This window comes from Chloroflexus sp. MS-G (assembly GCF_000735195.1).
Lineage (GTDB): Bacteria > Chloroflexota > Chloroflexia > Chloroflexales > Chloroflexaceae > Chloroflexus.
Genome location: NZ_JPIM01000003.1, coordinates 58,780 through 78,751 on the forward strand (window position 1 = coordinate 58,780; position 19,972 = coordinate 78,751).

At 53.1% G+C, this 19,972-nt stretch carries 16 protein-coding genes; 10 read left to right on the forward strand and 6 right to left on the reverse strand.

Annotated features, from left to right (window positions below):
* Nucleotides 1–4: 4 nt before the first annotated feature.
* Nucleotides 5–2,506, forward strand: a complete 2,502-nt coding sequence (locus JE47_RS0101175; RefSeq protein WP_031458007.1) for a U32 family peptidase — start codon at nt 5–7, stop codon at nt 2,504–2,506.
* A 10-nt stretch (nt 2,507–2,516) separates the two neighbouring features.
* On the forward strand, nt 2,517–3,614 hold the full coding sequence (locus tag JE47_RS0101180) for an aminopeptidase (RefSeq protein ID WP_031458008.1): 1,098 nt from the start codon (nt 2,517–2,519) through the stop codon (nt 3,612–3,614).
* 607 nt (nt 3,615–4,221) lie between these two features.
* On the opposite strand, the gene JE47_RS0101185 is transcribed toward JE47_RS0101180, so the two are convergent.
* Nucleotides 4,222–5,262 carry a tagatose 1,6-diphosphate aldolase gene (locus tag JE47_RS0101185; protein ID WP_031458009.1) on the reverse strand — a complete coding sequence of 347 codons (1,041 nt, stop codon included), beginning with the start codon at nt 5,260–5,262 and terminating at the stop codon, nt 4,222–4,224.
* Nucleotides 5,263–5,483: 221 nt separating this feature from the next.
* On the opposite strand from JE47_RS0101185, the gene JE47_RS21510 reads away from it, so the two are divergent.
* Complete coding sequence (locus tag JE47_RS21510) at nt 5,484–5,654, forward strand: hypothetical protein (protein ID WP_152555976.1); 171 nt, start codon at nt 5,484–5,486, stop codon at nt 5,652–5,654.
* Between the two features lie 156 nt (nt 5,655–5,810).
* Nucleotides 5,811–7,544, forward strand: a complete 1,734-nt coding sequence (locus tag JE47_RS0101195; protein ID WP_031458010.1) for a long-chain-fatty-acid--CoA ligase — start codon at nt 5,811–5,813, stop codon at nt 7,542–7,544.
* A gap of 89 nt (nt 7,545–7,633) precedes the next feature.
* Here JE47_RS0101195 and JE47_RS0101200 read toward each other — a convergent pair whose 3' ends face one another.
* On the reverse strand, nt 7,634–10,087 hold the full coding sequence (locus tag JE47_RS0101200; RefSeq protein WP_031458011.1) for a glycoside hydrolase family 3 C-terminal domain-containing protein: 2,454 nt from the start codon (nt 10,085–10,087) through the stop codon (nt 7,634–7,636).
* A 26-nt stretch (nt 10,088–10,113) separates the two neighbouring features.
* The gene (locus JE47_RS0101205; protein ID WP_051871041.1) at nt 10,114–10,887 is read right to left on the reverse strand and encodes a glycoside hydrolase family 16 protein; all 774 of its coding nucleotides are present in this window, start codon (nt 10,885–10,887) and stop codon (nt 10,114–10,116) included.
* A gap of 1,339 nt (nt 10,888–12,226) precedes the next feature.
* Between JE47_RS0101205 and JE47_RS21190 the strand changes: the two genes are divergently transcribed.
* Entirely contained in the window at nt 12,227–13,423 is a 1,197-nt protein-coding gene (locus JE47_RS21190) for an RNA-guided endonuclease InsQ/TnpB family protein (RefSeq protein WP_081909974.1), read from the forward strand.
* Between the two features lie 30 nt (nt 13,424–13,453).
* On the opposite strand, the gene JE47_RS0101210 is transcribed toward JE47_RS21190, so the two are convergent.
* The 3 genes from JE47_RS0101210 to JE47_RS0101220 form a co-directional block, all read right to left on the reverse strand.
* Nucleotides 13,454–14,227 (reverse strand): ABC transporter substrate-binding protein, encoded by a 774-nt coding sequence (locus JE47_RS0101210; RefSeq protein WP_031458013.1) that lies wholly within the window; start codon nt 14,225–14,227, stop codon nt 13,454–13,456.
* Between the two features lie 152 nt (nt 14,228–14,379).
* Nucleotides 14,380–15,399: a LacI family DNA-binding transcriptional regulator gene (locus JE47_RS0101215; protein WP_031458014.1), complete on the reverse strand. Its 1,020-nt coding sequence runs from the start codon at nt 15,397–15,399 to the stop codon at nt 14,380–14,382.
* Nucleotides 15,400–16,038: 639 nt separating this feature from the next.
* Nucleotides 16,039–17,172, reverse strand: coding sequence for a glycosyltransferase family 4 protein (locus tag JE47_RS0101220; protein WP_031458015.1), 1,134 nt, complete (start codon nt 17,170–17,172; stop codon nt 16,039–16,041).
* 313 nt (nt 17,173–17,485) lie between these two features.
* Between JE47_RS0101220 and JE47_RS0101225 the strand changes: the two genes are divergently transcribed.
* The 5 genes from JE47_RS0101225 to JE47_RS0101240 all read left to right on the forward strand — a co-directional run.
* Nucleotides 17,486–17,791 (forward strand): hypothetical protein, encoded by a 306-nt coding sequence (locus tag JE47_RS0101225; RefSeq protein WP_031458016.1) that lies wholly within the window; start codon nt 17,486–17,488, stop codon nt 17,789–17,791.
* Nucleotides 17,788–18,708 (forward strand): cytochrome c biogenesis CcdA family protein, encoded by a 921-nt coding sequence (locus tag JE47_RS0101230; RefSeq protein ID WP_031458017.1) that lies wholly within the window; start codon nt 17,788–17,790, stop codon nt 18,706–18,708. The genes JE47_RS0101225 and JE47_RS0101230 overlap by 4 nt, the downstream gene beginning before the upstream one ends.
* A 6-nt stretch (nt 18,709–18,714) precedes the next feature.
* Complete coding sequence (locus tag JE47_RS0101235) at nt 18,715–19,155, forward strand: NUDIX hydrolase (protein ID WP_031458018.1); 441 nt, start codon at nt 18,715–18,717, stop codon at nt 19,153–19,155.
* A 95-nt stretch (nt 19,156–19,250) separates the two neighbouring features.
* The gene (locus JE47_RS21755) at nt 19,251–19,421 is read left to right on the forward strand and encodes a hypothetical protein (protein ID WP_160173270.1); all 171 of its coding nucleotides are present in this window, start codon (nt 19,251–19,253) and stop codon (nt 19,419–19,421) included.
* Between the two features lie 189 nt (nt 19,422–19,610).
* Nucleotides 19,611–19,972 (forward strand): trigger factor family protein (locus JE47_RS0101240; RefSeq protein ID WP_031458019.1); only part of this gene is annotated, 362 nt, incomplete at its 3' end.

The window sequence follows — 19,972 nt, forward strand, 5'->3', positions numbered from 1 at the left end:
GAATATGCGTAAACCCGAAATTATGAGCCCAGCCGGTTATTGGCCACAACTGCATGCCGCTATCGAAGCCGGAGCGGATGCAGTCTATTTTGGGCTTACCCATTTCACGGCGCGGGCTAAGGTAGGGTTTAGCCTGAGTGAACTACCGGAGGTGATGAAGACGCTCCATCGGCGGGGGGTGAAGGGTTATGTAACCTTCAACACGCTGGTGTTTGATCACGAGCTACGAGCAGCGGCCACGGCACTGGCCGAAATTGCTGCTGCCGGTGCTGATGCGATTATCGTGCAAGACCTCGGCGTAGCAGCGTTGGCGCGCCGTATCGTGCCTGATCTCCCGATCCACGGCAGCACGCAGATGAGTATTACCAGCGCCGAGGGGGTCATGCTCGCTGCACGCTATGGGGTCGCACGAGTGGTATTGGCCCGCGAGTTGTCACTGGCGGACGTGTCGGCTATTCGATCACGGAGTCCGATCGAGCTAGAGATGTTCGTACACGGCGCGCTGTGTGTGTCGTATTCCGGCCAGTGCTTTTCTTCGGAGGCGTGGGGTGGGCGCAGTGCCAACCGTGGTCAGTGTGCTCAGGCTTGCCGGCTGCCTTACGATTTGATTGTTGATGGACGACATCATCCCCTGGGTGCTGCCCGCTATCTTCTCTCGCCGGGCGATTTGGCGGCGATTGATGAGATGGCAACGATTGCCCGCCTCGGTGTTAGTGCGCTTAAAATCGAAGGGCGCTACAAAGATGCTGAATATGTGGCGATTACGACCCACATGTACCGACGTGCTCTCGATGCAGCCTGGGCTGGCTTACCGCCTGATCTGACTATCGCCGACCGTCTGCACCTCGAACAGGTCTACTCACGTGGGTTGGGACCACATTTTCTACACGGGACGAATCATCAGGCAGTCGTCAAGGGGCGTGCGCCTCGCCATCGCGGATTACTGATGGGGCGCGTCGTTCGAGTACGTCCTGATGTCATCATTATTGAGCCTGAGCCTGGCCGTGAGGCAGCTCCGCTTAAACCTGGTGATGGAGTGGTGTTTGATGCAGCCGACTGGCGTAGCCCCGAAGAACCAGAGGAGGGTGGACGAATCGTGGCCGTTGAAGCGGTCGGCGACGGTCTGCTGGCAATCCGATTTGTTAAAGGTGCGATCAATCCACGTCGTATTCGTGTTGGTGATCTGCTGTGGCGCACTGCCGATCCGCATACAGAGCGTATCGCCCGCCCCTTCGTGCAACCAGCCGCACCGGTACGCCGTCAACCGGTGCGCGTTGATGTGCAGGCACGTGTCGGGAATGCTCTTGAACTGCGCTGGACACTGATTGAACAGCCGACGTTGTGTGTAACGGTGCGCAGCGAGTCTCCTTTGACACCAGCTCAACATCGCCCACTCGACGAATCAATGCTGCGTGAACAGTTAGGTCGGTTAGGTGATACTCCCTACCTGCTGGCCGAACTGACTGCCCAGATTGAGGGGAACCCCTTTGTACCGGTATCGCTGCTTAATCAATTACGACGTCAGGCGACAACAGCGCTGGCAGCATTACAGGGACAACCACCAACATACACGATCCGTGAACCAGGGCAGGTGTTAGACGAACTGCTTACGGCTGTCACCCCGACAGCACCCGCTGATGTTTTTCATTTGCACCTCTTGGTTCGCTCGCCGGAACAACTGGCGGCGGCGATTGCCCTGCGTCCGGCCAGCATCACACTCGATTATCTTGATCTTGAAGGGTTGAAACCGGCACTGGCCCAGATTCGTGATGCCGGTATTCCTGCCCGAATTGCAGCGCCACGCATTCTCAAGCCTGAAGATGAGCGAGTAGTACGGTTTCTGCGCAAACTAAACGCTCCCCTGCTGGTACGTTCAACCGGTCTGCTCGAGCTGCTGCGTGATGATCCCGCGCTCGAACTCACCGGTGATTTCAGTCTGAATGCGGCTAATGTCCTTACAGCCGATCTGTTACTGGGCCTGGGATTAAAACGCTTGACCCCGACCCATGACCTCAACGCTGAACAGATCGCGCATCTGGCCGAGCGGATTGGCGGCAGTCGTATTGAAGTCATTGCCTACCACCATCTGCCGGTCTTTCATACGGAACACTGTGTGTTCTGTCGTTTTCTGTCGACCGGCACCAGCTACAAAGATTGTGGACGCCCGTGTGAACGGCATCGTGTGGCACTCCGTGATACGGAGGGACTTGTCCATCCAGTGATTGCCGATGTCGGTTGTCGCAATACGGTATTTGGTGCTGAAGCCCAGGAAGCGAGTAAATACATTGATCGCTGGCGTGCTGCCGGTATTGCGCATTACCGGCTAGAATTTGTACACGAATCGGCTGATCAGGTGATGGCGGTGAGTAAGGCATTCCTTGCTTATCTCCACAACGACATCAGTGCCGCTGAGTTAGGGCGCCGCTTGCGTCAGTGTGCGCCACAGGGGGTAACCGAAGGGAGCTTCTTCGTGCCACCAAACTATCAGTACATTCCATTACTATAAGGGGCAGACCATGATCGAGAGTCTTTGGGATCAACTGGCACGACGACTGGTTGACGCACTGGGCGCCCAACGCGGTGAATTGATCGAGGTACGTGATGAGGCTGGTAATCAACGATTGCTCCATGCCGTCTTGCTGGCACTTGAAAGCGTTGGGGCCGAACCGCTCGTCTCTGTGCTGCCAGCTCAGCAGGTTGAACGGTTGCTGGTAACGACATCGCCGGATACGCTCGCCACCCGTGGTCGGCGATACGCTGAATGGTTATATCAGGTTGATCGTTCGCTACTCCTCGTTGGTGCTTATCCGAATCTGTCGCAGATAACGGATGAGGCGTTGCACACTTTTTGCACTGCTTATAACCGTCTGGAGAAGATTCGCGAAGATCGATGTATCCCACAGGTCATTGCGGCCATTCCAACGATTGGCAAAGCAGCCCAATTGGGATTGAGCCACGAGGAGCTAGAATTGCGCATGATGCCCGCATTGTTGGTTGAACCGAATGAACTACGGGCAATCACCGAACGGCTCATGCCTGTACTGAACAGCGCTGCAACTATTACTATTAGCAGTGGGCCAGGGTATGAATTACATCTTCACCGTGACCATCAGCCATGGCTATACGATATGGGCCGTCTAACAGCACCCGTTGGCGCAAGAGATGCAATAATCAGTTACCTGCCTTCTGGATCAGTGTATACCACTGTTATTGCAGATCGCGCTGAAGGTGACCTCTTTTTGCCGGTCGCAGGTCCGGCTCGTGCCGTGCATCTCCACATAAGTAGTGGGCGAGTAACACAGATCAAAGCGGTGAGCGGTGCTGATCGTCTGATTGAACTCTTCGACCGTCACGATGGTTCTTCCCGTCAGATCACGCATGTCGGGATCGGTCTTAATCCGCGTTTACTCCAGCCCCTTGGCTGGGCAATGGCCGACCAGCACGTTCAAGGAGCACTATGTATTGCCTTCGGTAAGGACCGGTATCTAAGAGGTGCGAGTATCTCATCGCTCAATCTTGATTTCGTGATCAATGGCGCCAGTCTACGTGTCGATGAGCAGTTGATCGTTGACCAAGGTCGCCTGGTTGCGAACTCATTACCAACAATCGTTTAGAGCCTATCAGAACACCTATCATCACGTGACGATAGACGCCTAACTTGATGTCGGCGGAATCACCTGGAGGGACACAGCGGCGCCGTGCCCCTACAGATGGGTTGTGCCCCAGTGTCGCTTGCCGATGACTCCCAACCGATGCAATCACCTGAGAGCGTGATCAAAAACCTGGGCTTTTGATGCGGCTTGATAATGGCATCTCCATAATGGTCAGGGAAACGTTGGCGGACAGCACATGCGTCTTCGCGACGGTTTAACGCCGGTGCTGCGGAGCACGCCTGGTGGCCCTCCCCTTACTCTCCTCGTGGAGGAGAGGAAGGGGGAACGTGGGGCTGAGAGAAAGAACGCTGGAAACCCCTCACGCGATAGTCGCACGAGAACAGTACGTGCCTAATGAAACGTTTTTGATCAGACTCTTAGTGGTTGCGCACAAAGCATGACCGTCTGCGGAATGGCAACCCGACGAATCGCTATTTGACAATGGTTAGAGGCGACGTATGCGTCGCCTCTACGCGATGTTCCTCCTGCATACGGAAGAAGCCAGATCAGAAACCCGAGTTTCTGATCTAGCTCTCAGCAGGGTCGTTCGCTAAGGTAAAGAGAGAAGCTAATTCAAGACTGGCAAGTCTACGACCTCGATATTATCCAAACCGCCGTAGATCGTCCACCATGGCTTGGCACCCTTCGCAAGGGTTTCATTTAGCGCGGTAATGTTGGCGACACCACGATCTTCCAGCCATGATTCGAGTGCACTAAGGCCCTGCTGCGCGTAGACCGGAATACCGTCTTGCCAAGTTGCGCGTCCGCACAGGACACCGGCGAATGGTGTACCGGCCTCGGCGGCCAGTTCGAGCGTCTCACGGAACACCTCATCGGAAACACCGGCGCTCAGATAGATAAAGGGTTTACGAGCGGCATCGGCTGCCTGGCGGAAGTACTCTTTGGCCTCTTCGCGGCTATACGCTTTCTGGCCGCAAAAAACTCGCATACCCTCAACAAACTTTACATTCACCGGCACTTCCACCTTCAGCACATCAACACCGTACTGCGGCTTGGAGAACTCGGCCATGTACGCAGTCACGTACTTTGGTTTGACCAACGCGAATTCAAAGCTCTTCTCATCACCAACCGTATCGTCATAAGCAATAGGCTCGAGGAAGAATGGAATATCGTTTGCCGCACACTCCGCGCCGACTCGTTCGATGAAAGCGTGCTTTACATCATTGATTGCCGCATCATCAAAGGGATTGTAATAAAGGAGAATCTTGATCGCATCCGCGCCAGCCTCCTTCAGGCGTCGCACGCTCCAGGTATCGAGCAGATCGGGCAGACGTCCGCGTACCGAGGCATCGTAGCCGGTCTTTTCATAAGCCAGCAACACACCGGTACCCGGCGCACGTTGCGCAATGGCCGGTAACCCATATTCGGGATCCATCAAAATGGCACTGGCATAGCGGGTCAAAATGCGGGTAACGGCTGTTTTGAACACGGTTAAATCTTCGCTCGTTGCTTCGGCGCCACGGGCTTTAGCAATCGCCTTCTTCAATGAACCGCGCTGATCCATTGCCGCTGCGGCAATAATGCCGTTAGCATCTGCACAAGCTTGAATCCCGTTAAATTTGCCTCGCGTCATCTTTACTTTGGCCATGGGTCAACTCCTTAAACTTAGTCATCATTCGTCAGTAATCGATAGGTAGGCCTTGATGGGAACGATCTTTGCGACCAGAGAACGGTGATGATGTGGTATGTTGGAAATGAGCAACATCGTGATAGCCCTATTATAACCGATCCACTTCCAACGACGTTAAAATGTGGTACAATCGAAGTGTATTTCCCCAATCAGCATGGGAATAGACACGGGGAGGTTCTATGAAACAGGTATTTGGTGCCTTTACCTTCATCCTGGGGCTTATTATCGGGTTAATTGGTGGTGCAGCACTTTTGGCCTATGCATATCAGGCTGCCGGTCTGTATCCACCAGATGATGCTACAATCAAGTTTATCGCTCGCGAGCGAGGCTGGTTACGCGACGATGTGTAGGCGGAACCCTCCCCCTTTCGCTGCTCTCTTGAGCGCAGAAGGGGGCGAGGGGAAGGGTTGCCAATCTGGTTCTACGATGAAACGTTGTCTTCTTCATCGTAAAAGTATCCGGTAAATCAATGATCGCTACCCGATCAAAGCGCAAGGAGGTGCCACTTGGAAAAGATTTGGTTGTCGTACTATGAACCGGGCGTACCAAAGACGCTGACGTATCCTGACATCACGCTCAATGATATGTTGAGCAACAGCGCCAAGACCTACGCCGATCACACTGCAACAAATTTCGTTTTACGCTATCTCCTTGGCGGGCGCTTTACGGTTGGTGGCAAGCTCACCTATCGGCAGTTAAACGAAAAAGTTGACCGGATGGCAACGGCGCTCTATCAGCTTGGGGTGCGCAAGGGTGATCGGGTGGCGATTATGTTGCCTAATTCGCCGCATTATGTCATCACCTTTTTCGCCTGTATGCGGTTAGGGGCAATTGTTGTCAATACGAACCCGACCTACACCGGGCGCGAATTGCAACATCAGTTGCACGACTCAGGAGCTGAAACTATCGTCTTGCTTAATATCTTCTGGCCGCGTTTGCGAGAAGTACGCGCCGAGACTCCGGTGAAGCGAGTCATTGTAGCGCATGTCTTCGATACGCTGGGTTTCCCCTCGAATCTGCTGGTGAAGAGTGCCCAGAAGAAGACTCCTGAATGGGTTGAGGTCATGCCAGAGCAAGACATCTTCTTCTTCCAGCACTTGCTTGAAAAGTATGGTCCTACTCCGCCAAAGGTAAATCTGTCACCAGACGATGTGGCCCTCTTCCAGTACACTGGTGGTACAACCGGTTTGCCCAAGGCCGCTATGTTGACTCACCGCAACCTGGTCGCCAACACGTTGCAAATCGCGGCATGGCTGCCACGTGGCGAACCTGGCGCCGAGAAGATGATGGCAGCTATTCCCTTCTTCCACGTCTACGGGATGACAGTAGCTATGCTGTATAGCATTCATCTTGGCGCCGAGATTGTGATTGTGCCCAGTCCACGGCCTATCGATAACGTGATGAACGTGATTCAGCGTGAGCGTTGTACGCTCTTCCCCGGCGTACCGGCCATGTATATCGGTATTATCAACCATCCGAAGGTTAACGAGTATGATCTGCGCAGTGTGAAGGCGTGTCTCAGCGGGTCGGCTCCGTTACCAATGGAGGTTCAGGAGAAGTTTGGTCAGCTTACCGGTGGTCGGCTGGTTGAAGGCTTCGGGATGACTGAGGCTAGCCCGGTTACCCACTGCAACCCGGTGTTCGGTGAGCGACGCGCCGGAAGTATTGGGATTCCGCTGCCGGATACGGAAGCAAAGGTGATCGATCTCGATACCGGTCTAGAGATCGAACCGGGAAGTGAGGCGACCGGTGAGTTGTGTGTACGTGGGCCGCAGGTGATGAAGGGGTACTGGCAACGTCCCGAAGAAACCGCCCAAACCATTGATGCCGATGGTTGGCTGCATACCGGCGATATTGCTCGTGTTGATAAAGACGGCTACTTCTACATCGTTGACCGCAAGAAGGACATGATCAACGTGGGTGGTCTGAAGGTGTTGCCCCGCGATGTCGAGGAAGTGCTCTTCATGCACCCCAAGGTGATGGAAGCAGTGGTGGTGGGAATACCGCATCCGCAGCGTGGTGATGATACGGTGAAGGCTTTTATCGTGCCTAAGCCGGGCGAGAACCCAACCGCTGAAGAGATCAAAGAGTTCTGCAAGTTGCACCTTGCGCCGTATAAAGTGCCGCGTGAGGTCGAGTTCCGTAGTGAGCTACCGAAGACGCTAGTTGGGAAGGTGCTGCGCCGGGTGCTGGTTGAAGAAGAGAAGGCGAAGCAGAAGGCAGCAATGGTCTCTGCCTGACCAACGACGATCAATATCACAACAGGGGCGAGTTCCTCACTCGCCCCTGCTTTTCACTCTGTTCCCCGCTTACCTCTATCCGTCTTCGTTCATGCTTCCGCTGCTACCAGTTGAAATGTTGCGCTCAACCGAATATCGTTGGCCGAACGTCCAATGAGCACCGTGAACTCACCCGGCTCGGCAATCCAACCAGGAACAGCGGGATCGTAGTAACTCAACGCTTCCCGATCAATCGTAAAAGTTACGGTTGTAGTTGAACCGGGCTGTAATTCAACTTTTGCAAACCCCTTTAGTTCTTTGTCAGGACGCATCAGGCGCGCCGCGTTATCGCGGATATACAGTTGCACTACTTCCGTGCCGGTACGTGAACCGATGTTGGTAATATCGACATGAACGGTAAGGGTTTCATCGGCACGAATAGTATCACTCGAAAGGCGTAGATTCTTGTAGCTAAACTCGGTATAACTCAGGCCGAAGCCAAATGGGAAGAGTGGTTCAACCGCTTTGCGGTCGTAGTAGCGATAGCCGACGAATAACCCTTCGCCGTAAAGCACATGCCCGTTTTCACCAGGATAATTGATGTAGGCTGGATTATCAGCCAGTCGCTTGGGGAAAGTGGTTGGTAAACGACCACCTGGATCAGCAAGACCGAACAACACATCGGCAATGGCATTGCCAGCTTCTTGCCCTCCATACCAAGCTTGTACAACTGCGGCTACCTCGTTTAGCCAGGGCATACTGAGCGGTGAGCCGGCGTTGAGAACCACAATCGTGTTCGGATTGGCGGCTGCAACGCGGTGGATGAGCTCATTCTGGCGGCCAGGTAGTTCCATGTCGCTGCGATCAAACCCTTCGCTTTCCCATTCTTTGGTCAGACCGGCAAACACAATCGCTACATCCGAGCGGGATGCCAGCGTAACCGCCTCTTCAATCGGATCGTGCTCGCTCTCGGCCAACAGGCCAACCTGCAGGCCGCGCCAGTTACCGGCTTCAGGCCAACGGAATTCTACCGTTAGTCGATAACGTTGATCAGCATCCAGACTTACGGTACGGCGTGTGTCACTACCATCCATCAGAGCTTTTTCCCATAGATCAATCAACAACTCATCGTTCAACCAGAGCCGGGCCTGACCAATGCACGCCAGCCCAAGCTGGTATCGTCCGCTGCGAGGCAGGATTAGATCGCAGCTCAGTCGGGTTGAGAAGGTGGGGTTGGGTAGTTCTTCAATCTGATCGCCAAACCAGCTTGCTTCGAGCGTGCTCAGATACTCGTAGTACACTGGTGCGCCATTGAGATCAGGAAGAGCGAAATATTCGAGCAGGGCGCCACGCCGATCACTATCGGGAACTCGTAGCCAGGTTGTTTCGATGTTTGGAAGCCGACGAAAGATTGGACAACCCATTGCATATTCGACCACACTCTGTGCACCAACCCGTGCCCGAATACCCTGCAACGGTGTCACGACATAATGGGGGGCTACTTCTGAGCTGCCGCCACCCATAATTGCCGCCCAGTTGGCATTAGCCCCGATAACGGCAATGGTTTGCGGCTGTGTGGCATTAAGGGGCAACACGCGGCGGTCATTCTTCAACAGGACAATCGATTCAATCCCGGCTCGTCGGATAAGCTCCCGATGTGCCGGTCGGTCATTTGCCTGTTCAGAAGCCGGTATTGGGTGCGTGAAGCCACCTACCCGCTCTATCGTCCGCAAGAGACGCCGTACCTTATCGTTGAGTTCGTCTTCGCTCAGTGCACCGCGTTCCAGCGCTGAAAGTACTCGCTCGCGACTGAGCCAGCGAGCCGGGCCGGGCATTTCCAGATCGAGGCCGTTGTTCACAGCGTGCTCGCTGTAGGTGCCGTACCAGTCGGACATGACCAGGCCGTCGAACTGCCATTCCCCCTTCAAAATGTCAACGAGAAGACGACGATTCTCGCTAGCCCAAACGCCGTTGATACGATTGTACGCCGACATAAGCGCCCAGGGGCGAGCACGCTGTATTGCCATCTCGAATGGTCGCAGATAGATTTCGCGGAGTGCCCGTTCGCCAACATCTGAACTCATGCTAAACCGCTCAAATTCTGAATCGTTGCAGACAAAGTGCTTGATACACGCACCGATGCCACGACTTTGCAGCCCGCTAATGTAGGCCGAAGCCATGATACCGGTCAGGTAGGGGTCTTCGGAAAAACACTCAAAATTGCGCCCGGCCAGGGGTGAACGATGAATATTGACGGTTGGCGCCAGTAAGATATGTGCCCCTTTATCCCTGGTCTCTTCGGCGAGGGCTTCACCGATCTGACGCACCAGTTCAGGATTCCATGTTGCGCCCATCGCGACCCCTACCGGAAAACATGCTGAGGTGTGAATGCCATTACGACTTTTTCCCCGTGCACCGTTTGGGCCATCGGTAACCTTGATGGCGGGAATCCCAAGCCGCGGAATAGCAACCGTGTGCCAGGCATCGGCGCCGGCCAACAGCGCAATCTTCTCGTCAAGTGTGAGTTGAGCAAGCAATGTCTCAGTGTCAAGATGAGTCGTCATAATTTTCCTCGTGCTAGGCCGGCTAATCATGAACCGGCTTGATAGACCCGAACATAGTCAACCTGGAGCTGCTGGGGAAAGATAGTCGTTTCGTCGGGATACCCCGGCCAGTTACCACCCACGGCCAGATTGAGAATAATGAAAAAGGGATGGTCAAAGACCCATTCACCTGGTACTTGATCGCGCCGTACCGTGTGGTAGAGCTGATCGTCTACGTACCAACGAATCTCGTCTGCTTCCCACTCAACAGCGTAGATGTGGAAATCAGCAGATAGATCAACTGGACTGACAAATGCCTTGGAAATCGCCTTATTACCGGCATAGCTGGGGCCATGCACCGTACCGTACACGGTGGTAGGGTTACCAATATTCTCCATGATGTCAATCTCGCCGCATCTTGGCCAGCGGGCAGTGGCAACGTTTTCGCCCAACATCCAGAAGGCAGGCCAAACGCCTTTACCGCCAACCGGTAATTTTATCCGGGCCTCAATACGGCCATACGTCCAGCTCTGGAGATAATGGGTTTTAATGCGGGCAGAAGTGTATTTCCACGCCAGATACTCTTCGTTGCGGGCTTCGATGATCAGAACTCCGTTCTCGATACGTACATTTTCTGGCCGGTCGGTGTAGTATTGCCACTCGTTATTCCCCCAACCGCCAGCCCCCTTATCGAACAACCAGTTACGGCTGTTCAGTGTCTCGCCGTCAAATTCATCACTCCAGACCAGTATCCACGGTGATACCGTCGGTATCGGTTCTGCAGGTACCGAAGCGGACGGAGTAGAGGTCGAACAACCCATCAGGAGCAGAGTGATGACCCCTGAACAGATCAGCCATTGAGTTGCGATGCGTGATAATGTCTGTTGCACAGTCTTCTAGCGGTTCCAATTTTATTTCCGACTTCCTACTAAACCTTGGTTGCTGGTTCAAATTTGTGCACATCAGAGCAATGATCTCAGTTTATACCTTTCGTGCAGTCTCAGCGGTTGTTTGTACATCCAACCGCTCTACATCTATCGGTTCCTGGTGATAGTTGATTTCGGAAAGGAAATTTTTAGACACCATACTAAATTAATACTAATCCTGGCTGTGAAAACCGTGTATCACTTTTCCCCAATCTTATACGTCGGCGAGCGGAACGTGGTGAATTGACGTGATAATCCTGCACGAGTTGAGCGATATAATACCGTTCTACTCGTCAGAACTGGTATACGATACGACCAGCACCGTTGTGGTCAGCTCTGTTACCTACCTGTCGTACTCTGGCGAGCAATCTGATAGTCCAAATTCCAATCCCACATCCAAACAAGAGGATTGTCTCTATGCAACTAGGCCGGTAGCAGGCACGCTATCATGTAGGCTGCCTGGATGACACTCCTGTTTCCCTAGCTTGCGAAGGAGTGGCGTAATAACGGTACAATTCACTCCTGATCACCTTGCGACAATACCAAACACACATCTACCGACAACCTAGTGTGGGTAGCCTATTTAAGCTATGTACCTTTGTGCATTTCTCCTCCAACACCTCTACAATTCAGTTTGCTCCAATTGGCGTACCGAGGCAAACGAAGATCGACGCACACGACGCTAATCCAACCTCTCTAATGAGCAAACTGTGCAGCACCTGGATTGCCCGCTGGTAACAGGCGCCAACATACCATACCGTAGCTGCGCTAATGCAATCGCCACCCTCATGGTGTCGGAATGTGCGTCCGTACTATAATAGCGATGGCTTTGTAGTCTCAGCAAATGGAGAGTCTATTGGCCCTCTTGGTATCCATAGCAGGTTCTGCGACCGCCATCATTTCAGAGATGGCAATGGGTGCCAACGAGCGATGGAAGTACTCTTAAGTCTTTTTCCTCGTATAGAGACGGCCTTGACAAAATATGGATTTATCGTACAATTGTTCTACAGTCAACATCACAGGATAAACACTATTACCCGGTATTGGATCGAACATCCGGTCATCTCAACAAGTCGTGTGTAGAGATGACAGTGAATCCTTGCCGCAACGGTTCGATAGCAGGTGGCAACAGTTGTGAGTCGTTCTAGTCCTGGTCGAAATGACACTATTTTACGAGCGGAGGCTCTGATATTAGTGCAATCGGCCAGGACTCTGAAGCAGAAGTCAGACATTCATGCGAGAACCAGCAGTTGAGGTTTCTATGATGCTTACATACAAATACCTGCTTCGACCGAACAACCACCAGTCTGATAGGCTCGCCTTCCTTCTGGAGCAACATCGGATCGTCTACAATCACGCCCTTCAACAGCGAATTAATATCTATAAAGAAACGGGTGAGTGTATTGGGTATGACACTCAGTGTAAACACTTTCGCGATATTCGCCGGGAGAACCCAGATACTTTAAGACTGGTCAATGCATCTAGTCTGCAACGCACTCTTCGCCGTTTGGACAGGACGTATACTTCCTTTTTTCGTCGTTTACAGTCTGGTGAAAAGGTAGGCTTTCCTCGTTTCAAAGCCCGCAGTCGCTTTAATACTATGGAATACACCTATGGAGATGGGTGTAAGTTGCGGACAAGTAAACGTAAGTACGTGTTTCTCTATGTTCAAAATGTAGGTGAAATCCGGATTTGTTATCACAGAGCTATTCCTGAAGACACCAGAATTAACCATGCTCGCATCACACGGCGAAATGGACGTTGGTATGTTTCTCTTTCCATCACATTGTCCGCCACACCTGTTCAACGGACACCAACCGGAAAACCTGTTGGGGTTGATGTTGGGCTAAGACGCATTGCCGCTCTCTCTACTGGTGAACTTATCGAAAATCCACGCTGGTTGCGAAACAACCTCGCAAGACTGCGCAGACTGCAACGTCACGCTAGTCGTCAGGTAAAGGGAAGCCGACGACAACACACGACATATCAGCGGATCGCACGTTTGTATGAAAAGATAGAAAACCAACGAAGAGATTATCTTCACAAAATTAGTCAGGGTATCGTAAAAAAGTATGCTTTGATTGCGGTAGAAGATCTGAAACTAACGTTCATGAACCGCAGTCGACATCTCGCCCGTGCTTCGTATGATGCTGGATTCGGCATATTTAGACGTATGTTAGAATACAAGGCTGAGAGTGCTGGTATTCCACTAATTGCCGTAAGTCCCGTCAATACAAGTCAGGCATGTAGTGGCTGCGGAAGGATCGTTCCTAAGGATGTGTCGGTCCGCGTTCACCAGTGTCTTCATTGTGGTCTGACACTTGATCGAGATGTGAACGCAGCGCGTAACATCTTGATGTTGGCTCTACAAAACCCGCCTGGACGGGGCGGTCAGCCGATAACGTGGGCAGATATGCCGAGCGTTGGCTGAGCAGCCGCCGCCCTATGGCGGCGGAGAGCGTCACTGGTTCATCCAGCCGAATTGAACGATCTTCTCGGGATTGAAGTTGGGTGATGTCGCATCATTACCGTTGGCATCAACGGTCAGCTTCTTCGCGAGTTCGGTGAGGGTCTCGATATTCCACTCGTGTTCGACACCATTCTCATCAACCCAGGGCGCACCATGCTCGGCTGGCGGGTACGGTAATCCTGCCTTGTCAAACAGGTCTTTGTTGTAGATGATAAATGAAGGGAAGATGGCAAACGGAATACCGAGCTGACCTTCTTCCTTTACCTGATAGAACTTAATCAGGTTTGGATCGAAGTCACTCAGATCGTAGTTGTACTTATCGATCAGTGGTTGGAGATCGAGCCAGGCACCTTTAAAGCTGTCACGTCCCCGGATACCCACTGGCCCGACGATACATGGTGCGTTACTGGCAGCAATCTGGGTGGCAAGGGTGTCAAAGGCAACGTTGTTGTCAACGATCTCGATGACCAGTTCAATTTTATCCTGACCGGCGTTGAACCGTTCGACGAACGCATTCTGGGCCGGGATGGCACCTTCGTCAGAACCGGCGCCAAGGCCGACAAACCAGCGAACTTTTGTGCGGTTGCTTGCGGCAGGTTGGGTTGGGGCAGGTGCCTGAGTAGGGGCAACAGCCTGGGTTGGTTCACTTCCTGGCGCGGTCGTAGATTGGGCCGATGGTGTTGACGGGCTGCTCCCACAAGCCGCATTGAGAACCGCGGCCAGCATAAGCATGATACTGACGAACAATAATTTGAACGACTTCATTTGGTTTCCTCCTGTGGAAGTTGTTACGCCGTCGTGCTTTTGATAGAGTTAAAGCTGCATATCCGAACAGTGTGCCTTAACCGGCTTGCTTTCGCCGTCGTGAAATTGGTATAAAGCAGATCAATCAAAAACCTGCTTACCTACACCTCCTTTCAAGGTTGCTTATGGCAACTCTCACGAATAACCAGTTCGGTGGGTAGAATCACGCGCTGAACCGTCGGTTCAGCAGGAGGGTTAAGCAGATAGTCAAGTAACAGACAGGCCGCTGTCTGCCCCAATTTTGCAATCGGCTGCCGCACTGTTGTAAGGGCTGGCGTCATCGCTGCCGCGAGTGGAATATCGTCAAATCCGGCCAGGGCAACGTCATTCGGTACTGTCAAACCGGCCGCCCTTAATGCCCTGAGCGCGCCAAGCGCCATCATGTCGCTAGCTGCAAAAACAGCGTCGGGACGCGGATCAAACCGTAAGAGCGTATTCATCGCGATATATCCACTCTCCTCACTAAAATTGCCCTCGATCACCAGTTCGGGCTGAACTGAGATGCCAGCAGCCGTTAAAGCATCGCAATAGCCCATATAGCGTTCACGGCCAGCGATGATATTCATCGGTCCGGTAATGGTGGCAATCCGACGATACCCACAATGAATGAGATGTTCAACAACCATCCGTGCCCCGTGGCGATTATCAACATCGACGTAGGGGATACCCGGATGCGATATGATCCGACCAATTGAGACTACCGGAATTGTTTCTTGCTGGAGCCACTGCAAAAGGAATTGATCTTCGACGGCTGAGGCAATAATGGCACCATCGAGAAAACCGCGCCGACCGATATGCAGATAGGGGTGATTACCGGTGCTCGTTGCCAGTTCCAGCATCATCGCAAATTGTCGCTCGTTACAGGTATGAGCGATTCCCTCGATCAAGAGCGGAAGGTAGGGATCGGCGAAGAGGGTGTGAATTGGCTGCGGAATAATGATCCCTATCACCTGCGAGCGACGAATGGCCAAGGATCGTGCTGTATGGTTGGGTTGATAGTTGGTTTCGCGAATAGCCTGCCAGACTCGTTCACGCACTGCCGGGTTGACGTGCGGATGATGGTTGAGTACGCGCGATGCGGTGGATCGCGATACTCCTGCCCGATGGGCAATTTCATCAAGGGTGATATTCATAGGAGCCATCACTTACTGGGAACGCTTCCAACTACGTCTATAGTACAAAAGAGCAAGGTTGCTGACTTTCAAAAAAGCGCGAGACACTTGTACAAAACCGTGAAAGCGCTTTCAGCTATTGATGAACACGAGGCGGTATTGTTGTTGCATAGCCGGGATGTATCGTGCATTTGATGTTTTCCCAGCATGAAGACTGTCACGTTGATGTGAGCGTGTCTGAATATGTCCTTTCCGAGGGCTGTTTGCTGCCACTCTCATTCATCGCTGGCAGTTCACACTGCTGCCAGGAGAATGATGCTGCGCATTGATCATCTCATTGCACTGGCAAGGACGGCTTCCAACCTGTCCGCATGGTGTGCTGATACGACACATGATTATTTCCGGTTATGCACCGCCGGATGCGGGCCAGAGGCCCGCGCACCCAGAGAACAACGTAGGTTAGCGGTATAAGGGAGAATGGTGATTTTGCACCAATGAATAGATCACCGTGGCGGGATACGACACGGCATGCGTTGATTCTACCTGTTCACTTCAGGAGGTAGGGTTTATAAGAGGACAATGCAGAATGAACCGACATGGTTAACCATGCTCACACAGAGGATGGTATCCCCATCTTCGGCTCTGAACCCGCGTCACTGTTTAACCTCTGGTCTTACGCTGATTGCTGCGACGGCAGACCTGAGCGTAATACCCCATCAGTTCGTTCATCACCCGCGGCCACGAACGCTGCTCGGCGATGGTCCGACCTGCCATCCCCTGCACCAATCGCTGATCGTCATTCGCCAGCAATTCGCGGAGACGGGCGCGCAAATCGGAGGCGACACCAGGGGCGAAGAGGTAGCCGTTCTGTCCGTGTTGCATCAGGTCAATCGCACCACCGGCACGAGCGGCAATGACCGGTAACGCCGATGCCATAGCTTCTTGAATAACCTGCCCAAACGTGTCGGTGTCAGAGGGAAACAAAAACACATCGGCGCTCGCATACGCTGTTGCCAGGTCGTTGCCTTTGAGATAGCCAGTAAAGTGAACCGGTAGACCGGCACAACGACGTTGTAGCTCGGTGCGAAACGGCCCATCGCCAACAAAGACCAGGCGGACATCTGGGATGCCACGAATCGCCTCCGGTAGCAGATCGATCCGCTTTTCAGCGGCCAGCCGTCCTACGTAAAGCAGGATGCGCTCACCAGGTCGGGCACCAACTGCTGCCCGCCACGCTTCGCTCCGATACCGTGGGTGGAACCGTTCAGTATCGACACCTCGTCCCCAGATTCGTAAACGGCGGAAACCGGCTGAACGCAGTACCCGCAGCGTAAAACTGGAAGGACACAGATTGATCCGGCAGCGATTGTGAATCCAGCGTAACCAGGCGTTGACCCCATGTTGGAGAAAGCCAAGACTGTAGTGCCGACTGTAGGCGCCGAAATCGGTGTGATAGGAAGCAATCAACGGTAGACCAAGGCGGCGGACGATGCCGGGCACAATTGCACCTAGCACTACCGGGCCAACCAGATGAACCAGTTCAGGTTGGAACTGACGGAGCCGGGCCGTTAACCCTGGTTGAGGCGGGGTTACCTTTACTTCAGGGTAGAGCGGTAATGGCATCCCGCTGAGTGGGACAATCTCGGCCCCAGCGTAGCTCGTCGGCGCACCCTGGGGGGCAAACAAGAGCGCTTCATGACCCTGCTGTTGCAAATATTCCAGCAAATGACAGAGAGTGGTCGTTACCCCATTGACATCAGGGAGAAAGGTCTCGCATACCAGTGCCACACGCATTGTTCCCGACTCCTGACGAGATGCGACTGTTCTACATCATTACTCAGCATAGGCTATTGATATTAAGCAGGTATGCATGGAACATTAAGTGTTGTCTAACGTTTGGTTGTGTGATGTTGTATTGAGCGGGTATAAGGGTATAATGGTATAGTGATAAAAAGCATAGCAGCATAGCGATGTGGAATTGACCAATCGGTACGATGGCAGAACACATCTATCCCAAATGTGGTAGGAGGAAGCGACGAGGAAGAACCTGACGTTCTCACTATCGCTTGCCACACGAAGATATGATATGTACGAGAGGTGTGCAGGTATGATCGACACCGCAACGTCTAGCCGCGATGCCTGCTATCAGCGGTTGCAAAACCTCTTTTCACCGGGAGAACTGGTTTGGATCGAGTCGGAAGAGTATAACAATGAAGGTATGTTCTGGCGGGTAACTTTACTGTGCCGGAATACATCTGGAAGATGGGAGCGGCGGCGCTATCGGTATGACGTGCTTAGCGCAGCCCTGTTCTTTATGGGAGCAACACCGGTTAGCGACGAGGAAGCAGCGCGCATTCGGCGCACTGCTCCTCGCCTGGTCACAGGCCATTCACAACCAGCGAGGATTGTATGACCCTTCACCCGATTGACCCACCACGCCGCTTTGGGAAGCGCAGCCTGATCACCTTTGCAGTGATTGGTGTGCTGGCGATCCTGGTCCTGCTCGCCTTGAGCTTAGATGCCGGTGAGCAGACCCGCTTTCTCACCGGTAGCGGCAGCGTTGTTGTTCTGGCACTACCGGCATTCCTGGCCGGTGTGCTCAGTTTTCTGTCGCCGTGTACCCTTCCCATCCTGCCAGCCTACTTCGCGTTCACCTTTCAGGCCAGCAGTCAGAAACGAGCGCGGATCGCAATGATGGGTATTGCCTTTTTCCTTGGCCTGGCGACAACTATGACTCTCCTCGGCGCCAGCGCGACTGCTCTGAGCGGCCTGCTCTTTGCCAACCGGAGTACCCTTACCTTTTGGGGCGGCTTGATTATTATCGGCTTTGGCATTATGGGAATGCTGGGTAAAGGTTTCGCCGGGCCACAACTGCAAGAGCGTCCGGCTGCTACGTTTGCCGGTTCGTACCTCTTCGGCGCCACGTTCGCACTGGGGTGGACGGCCTGCGTCGGCCCGATTTTGGGTGCGCTGCTGACCCTGCTGGCCGCAACCAGTGATGTTGCCATTCTTCAAGGCGCTGTGCTGGCCTTCATCTATTCGCTGGGGTTAGGGTTACCCCTGATTGTCATTGCCACCTTCTTCCATCGCCTGGGAACCGGATCGCGATTCTGGCGTTTTCTGCGCGGACGCGGCTTTACCGTGAAGGTCTTCGGGCATGAACTGTTTCTTCACACGACTAGCCTTGCCAGTGGTACACTGATGGTTGCAATGGGAATACTGCTAGCAAGTGGACGCTTAGAGTGGATTTCGCAGCAGGCAAATGCTACACCGATGGCCCAATGGTGGGTAGAGATTGAAGCCACCATTGGCCGTCTCTTCGGACTATGAGGGAATATGACCGACACACCAATCCGCGCCGCCGGTTGCATTGTACTGTCCCGCGATCAGATGGGACGACCTCTGGTGTTATTAATCCAAGATCAGCAAGGCGTATGGACATTGCCGAAAGGTCACATTGATGAAGGTGAAGCCGATGAACAGGCAGCCGTCAGAGAGGTCAGCGAAGAGACTGGTATTCACTGTACGATTGCCGAACGGCTTGAACAGATCACGTATCCGATCTACCGCCGTGGGCATTGGCGTGACAAGCAGGTGACTTTTTTCCTGGCCAGCGCAGCGCCCGAACCACCAACTCCGGCTCTGGCTGAAGGTATTCGAGATGCGGCCTGGGTACCCCTTGACGAAGCGAGCAAGAAGGTGGGATACCGCCAAATTCGTACCCTTATTCAACGGGTAGCACGCCGATTAGGTCTCGACCGATATAGCGCACCGTAAGCGGATATACTGCTAAAAATCCTGGCGCTTGTCAACGTTTTACGCTGCTCTGGTGAGAAAGAGAGAAGAGTGGTAAGTGAAATGAGCACAGCAGTATGCGCCGAAGCGGTAACTTTCCTGTTTCGATAGTGATCTGCTGCCAGATTCTCGTTGGTGCGCCGATTGCACCTGTCACCGCTATTGCAGAGGTGGTTTCCACCCCAGAAGTGCTAAATGACCACACGACGCGGGCCAATGGATTAGGGATCACTATCAGCACGTGCTGACATGCTTCGGTATCGCTCCATCCAAGACTGAAGACGCTGAAAATCCCTAAAACTCCTAATACCCCTTCGCATCTCGTGGATAGACGTGCTATAATGCAACATACGGCGCACCAGTATATGCGTGCGTCTTTGGTGAGGCAAACAGGCATTCCTTGTTGCCCAAAGTAGCAGTGTGTTAAGGATACTACCGTGAAAATTACTACTGAGAAATTACCAAAGAGTCTGATCTCATTGAAGATTGAAATCGACCGGGATCAGTTCGAACGAGGGCTTGATCAGGCGGCGCGCCGCCTGTCGCAGAAGTTTCCCATTCATGGCTTTCGTCCCGGTAAAGCGCCTCGTTTTATTATTGAACGCACCTTCGGGCGAGCAGCGTTGATCGAAGAAGCCACAGAACAGTTGATCAACAGCGCCTACAAGAAGGCTATTCAACAAGAAAAGATTGAAGTCGTTGGCCCGCCGACACTCGAACGAATCGACTCCATCGAGCCATTTATCTTCACCGTCAACGTACCGGTGCCACCGACTGTTACTCTCGGCGATTACCGCAA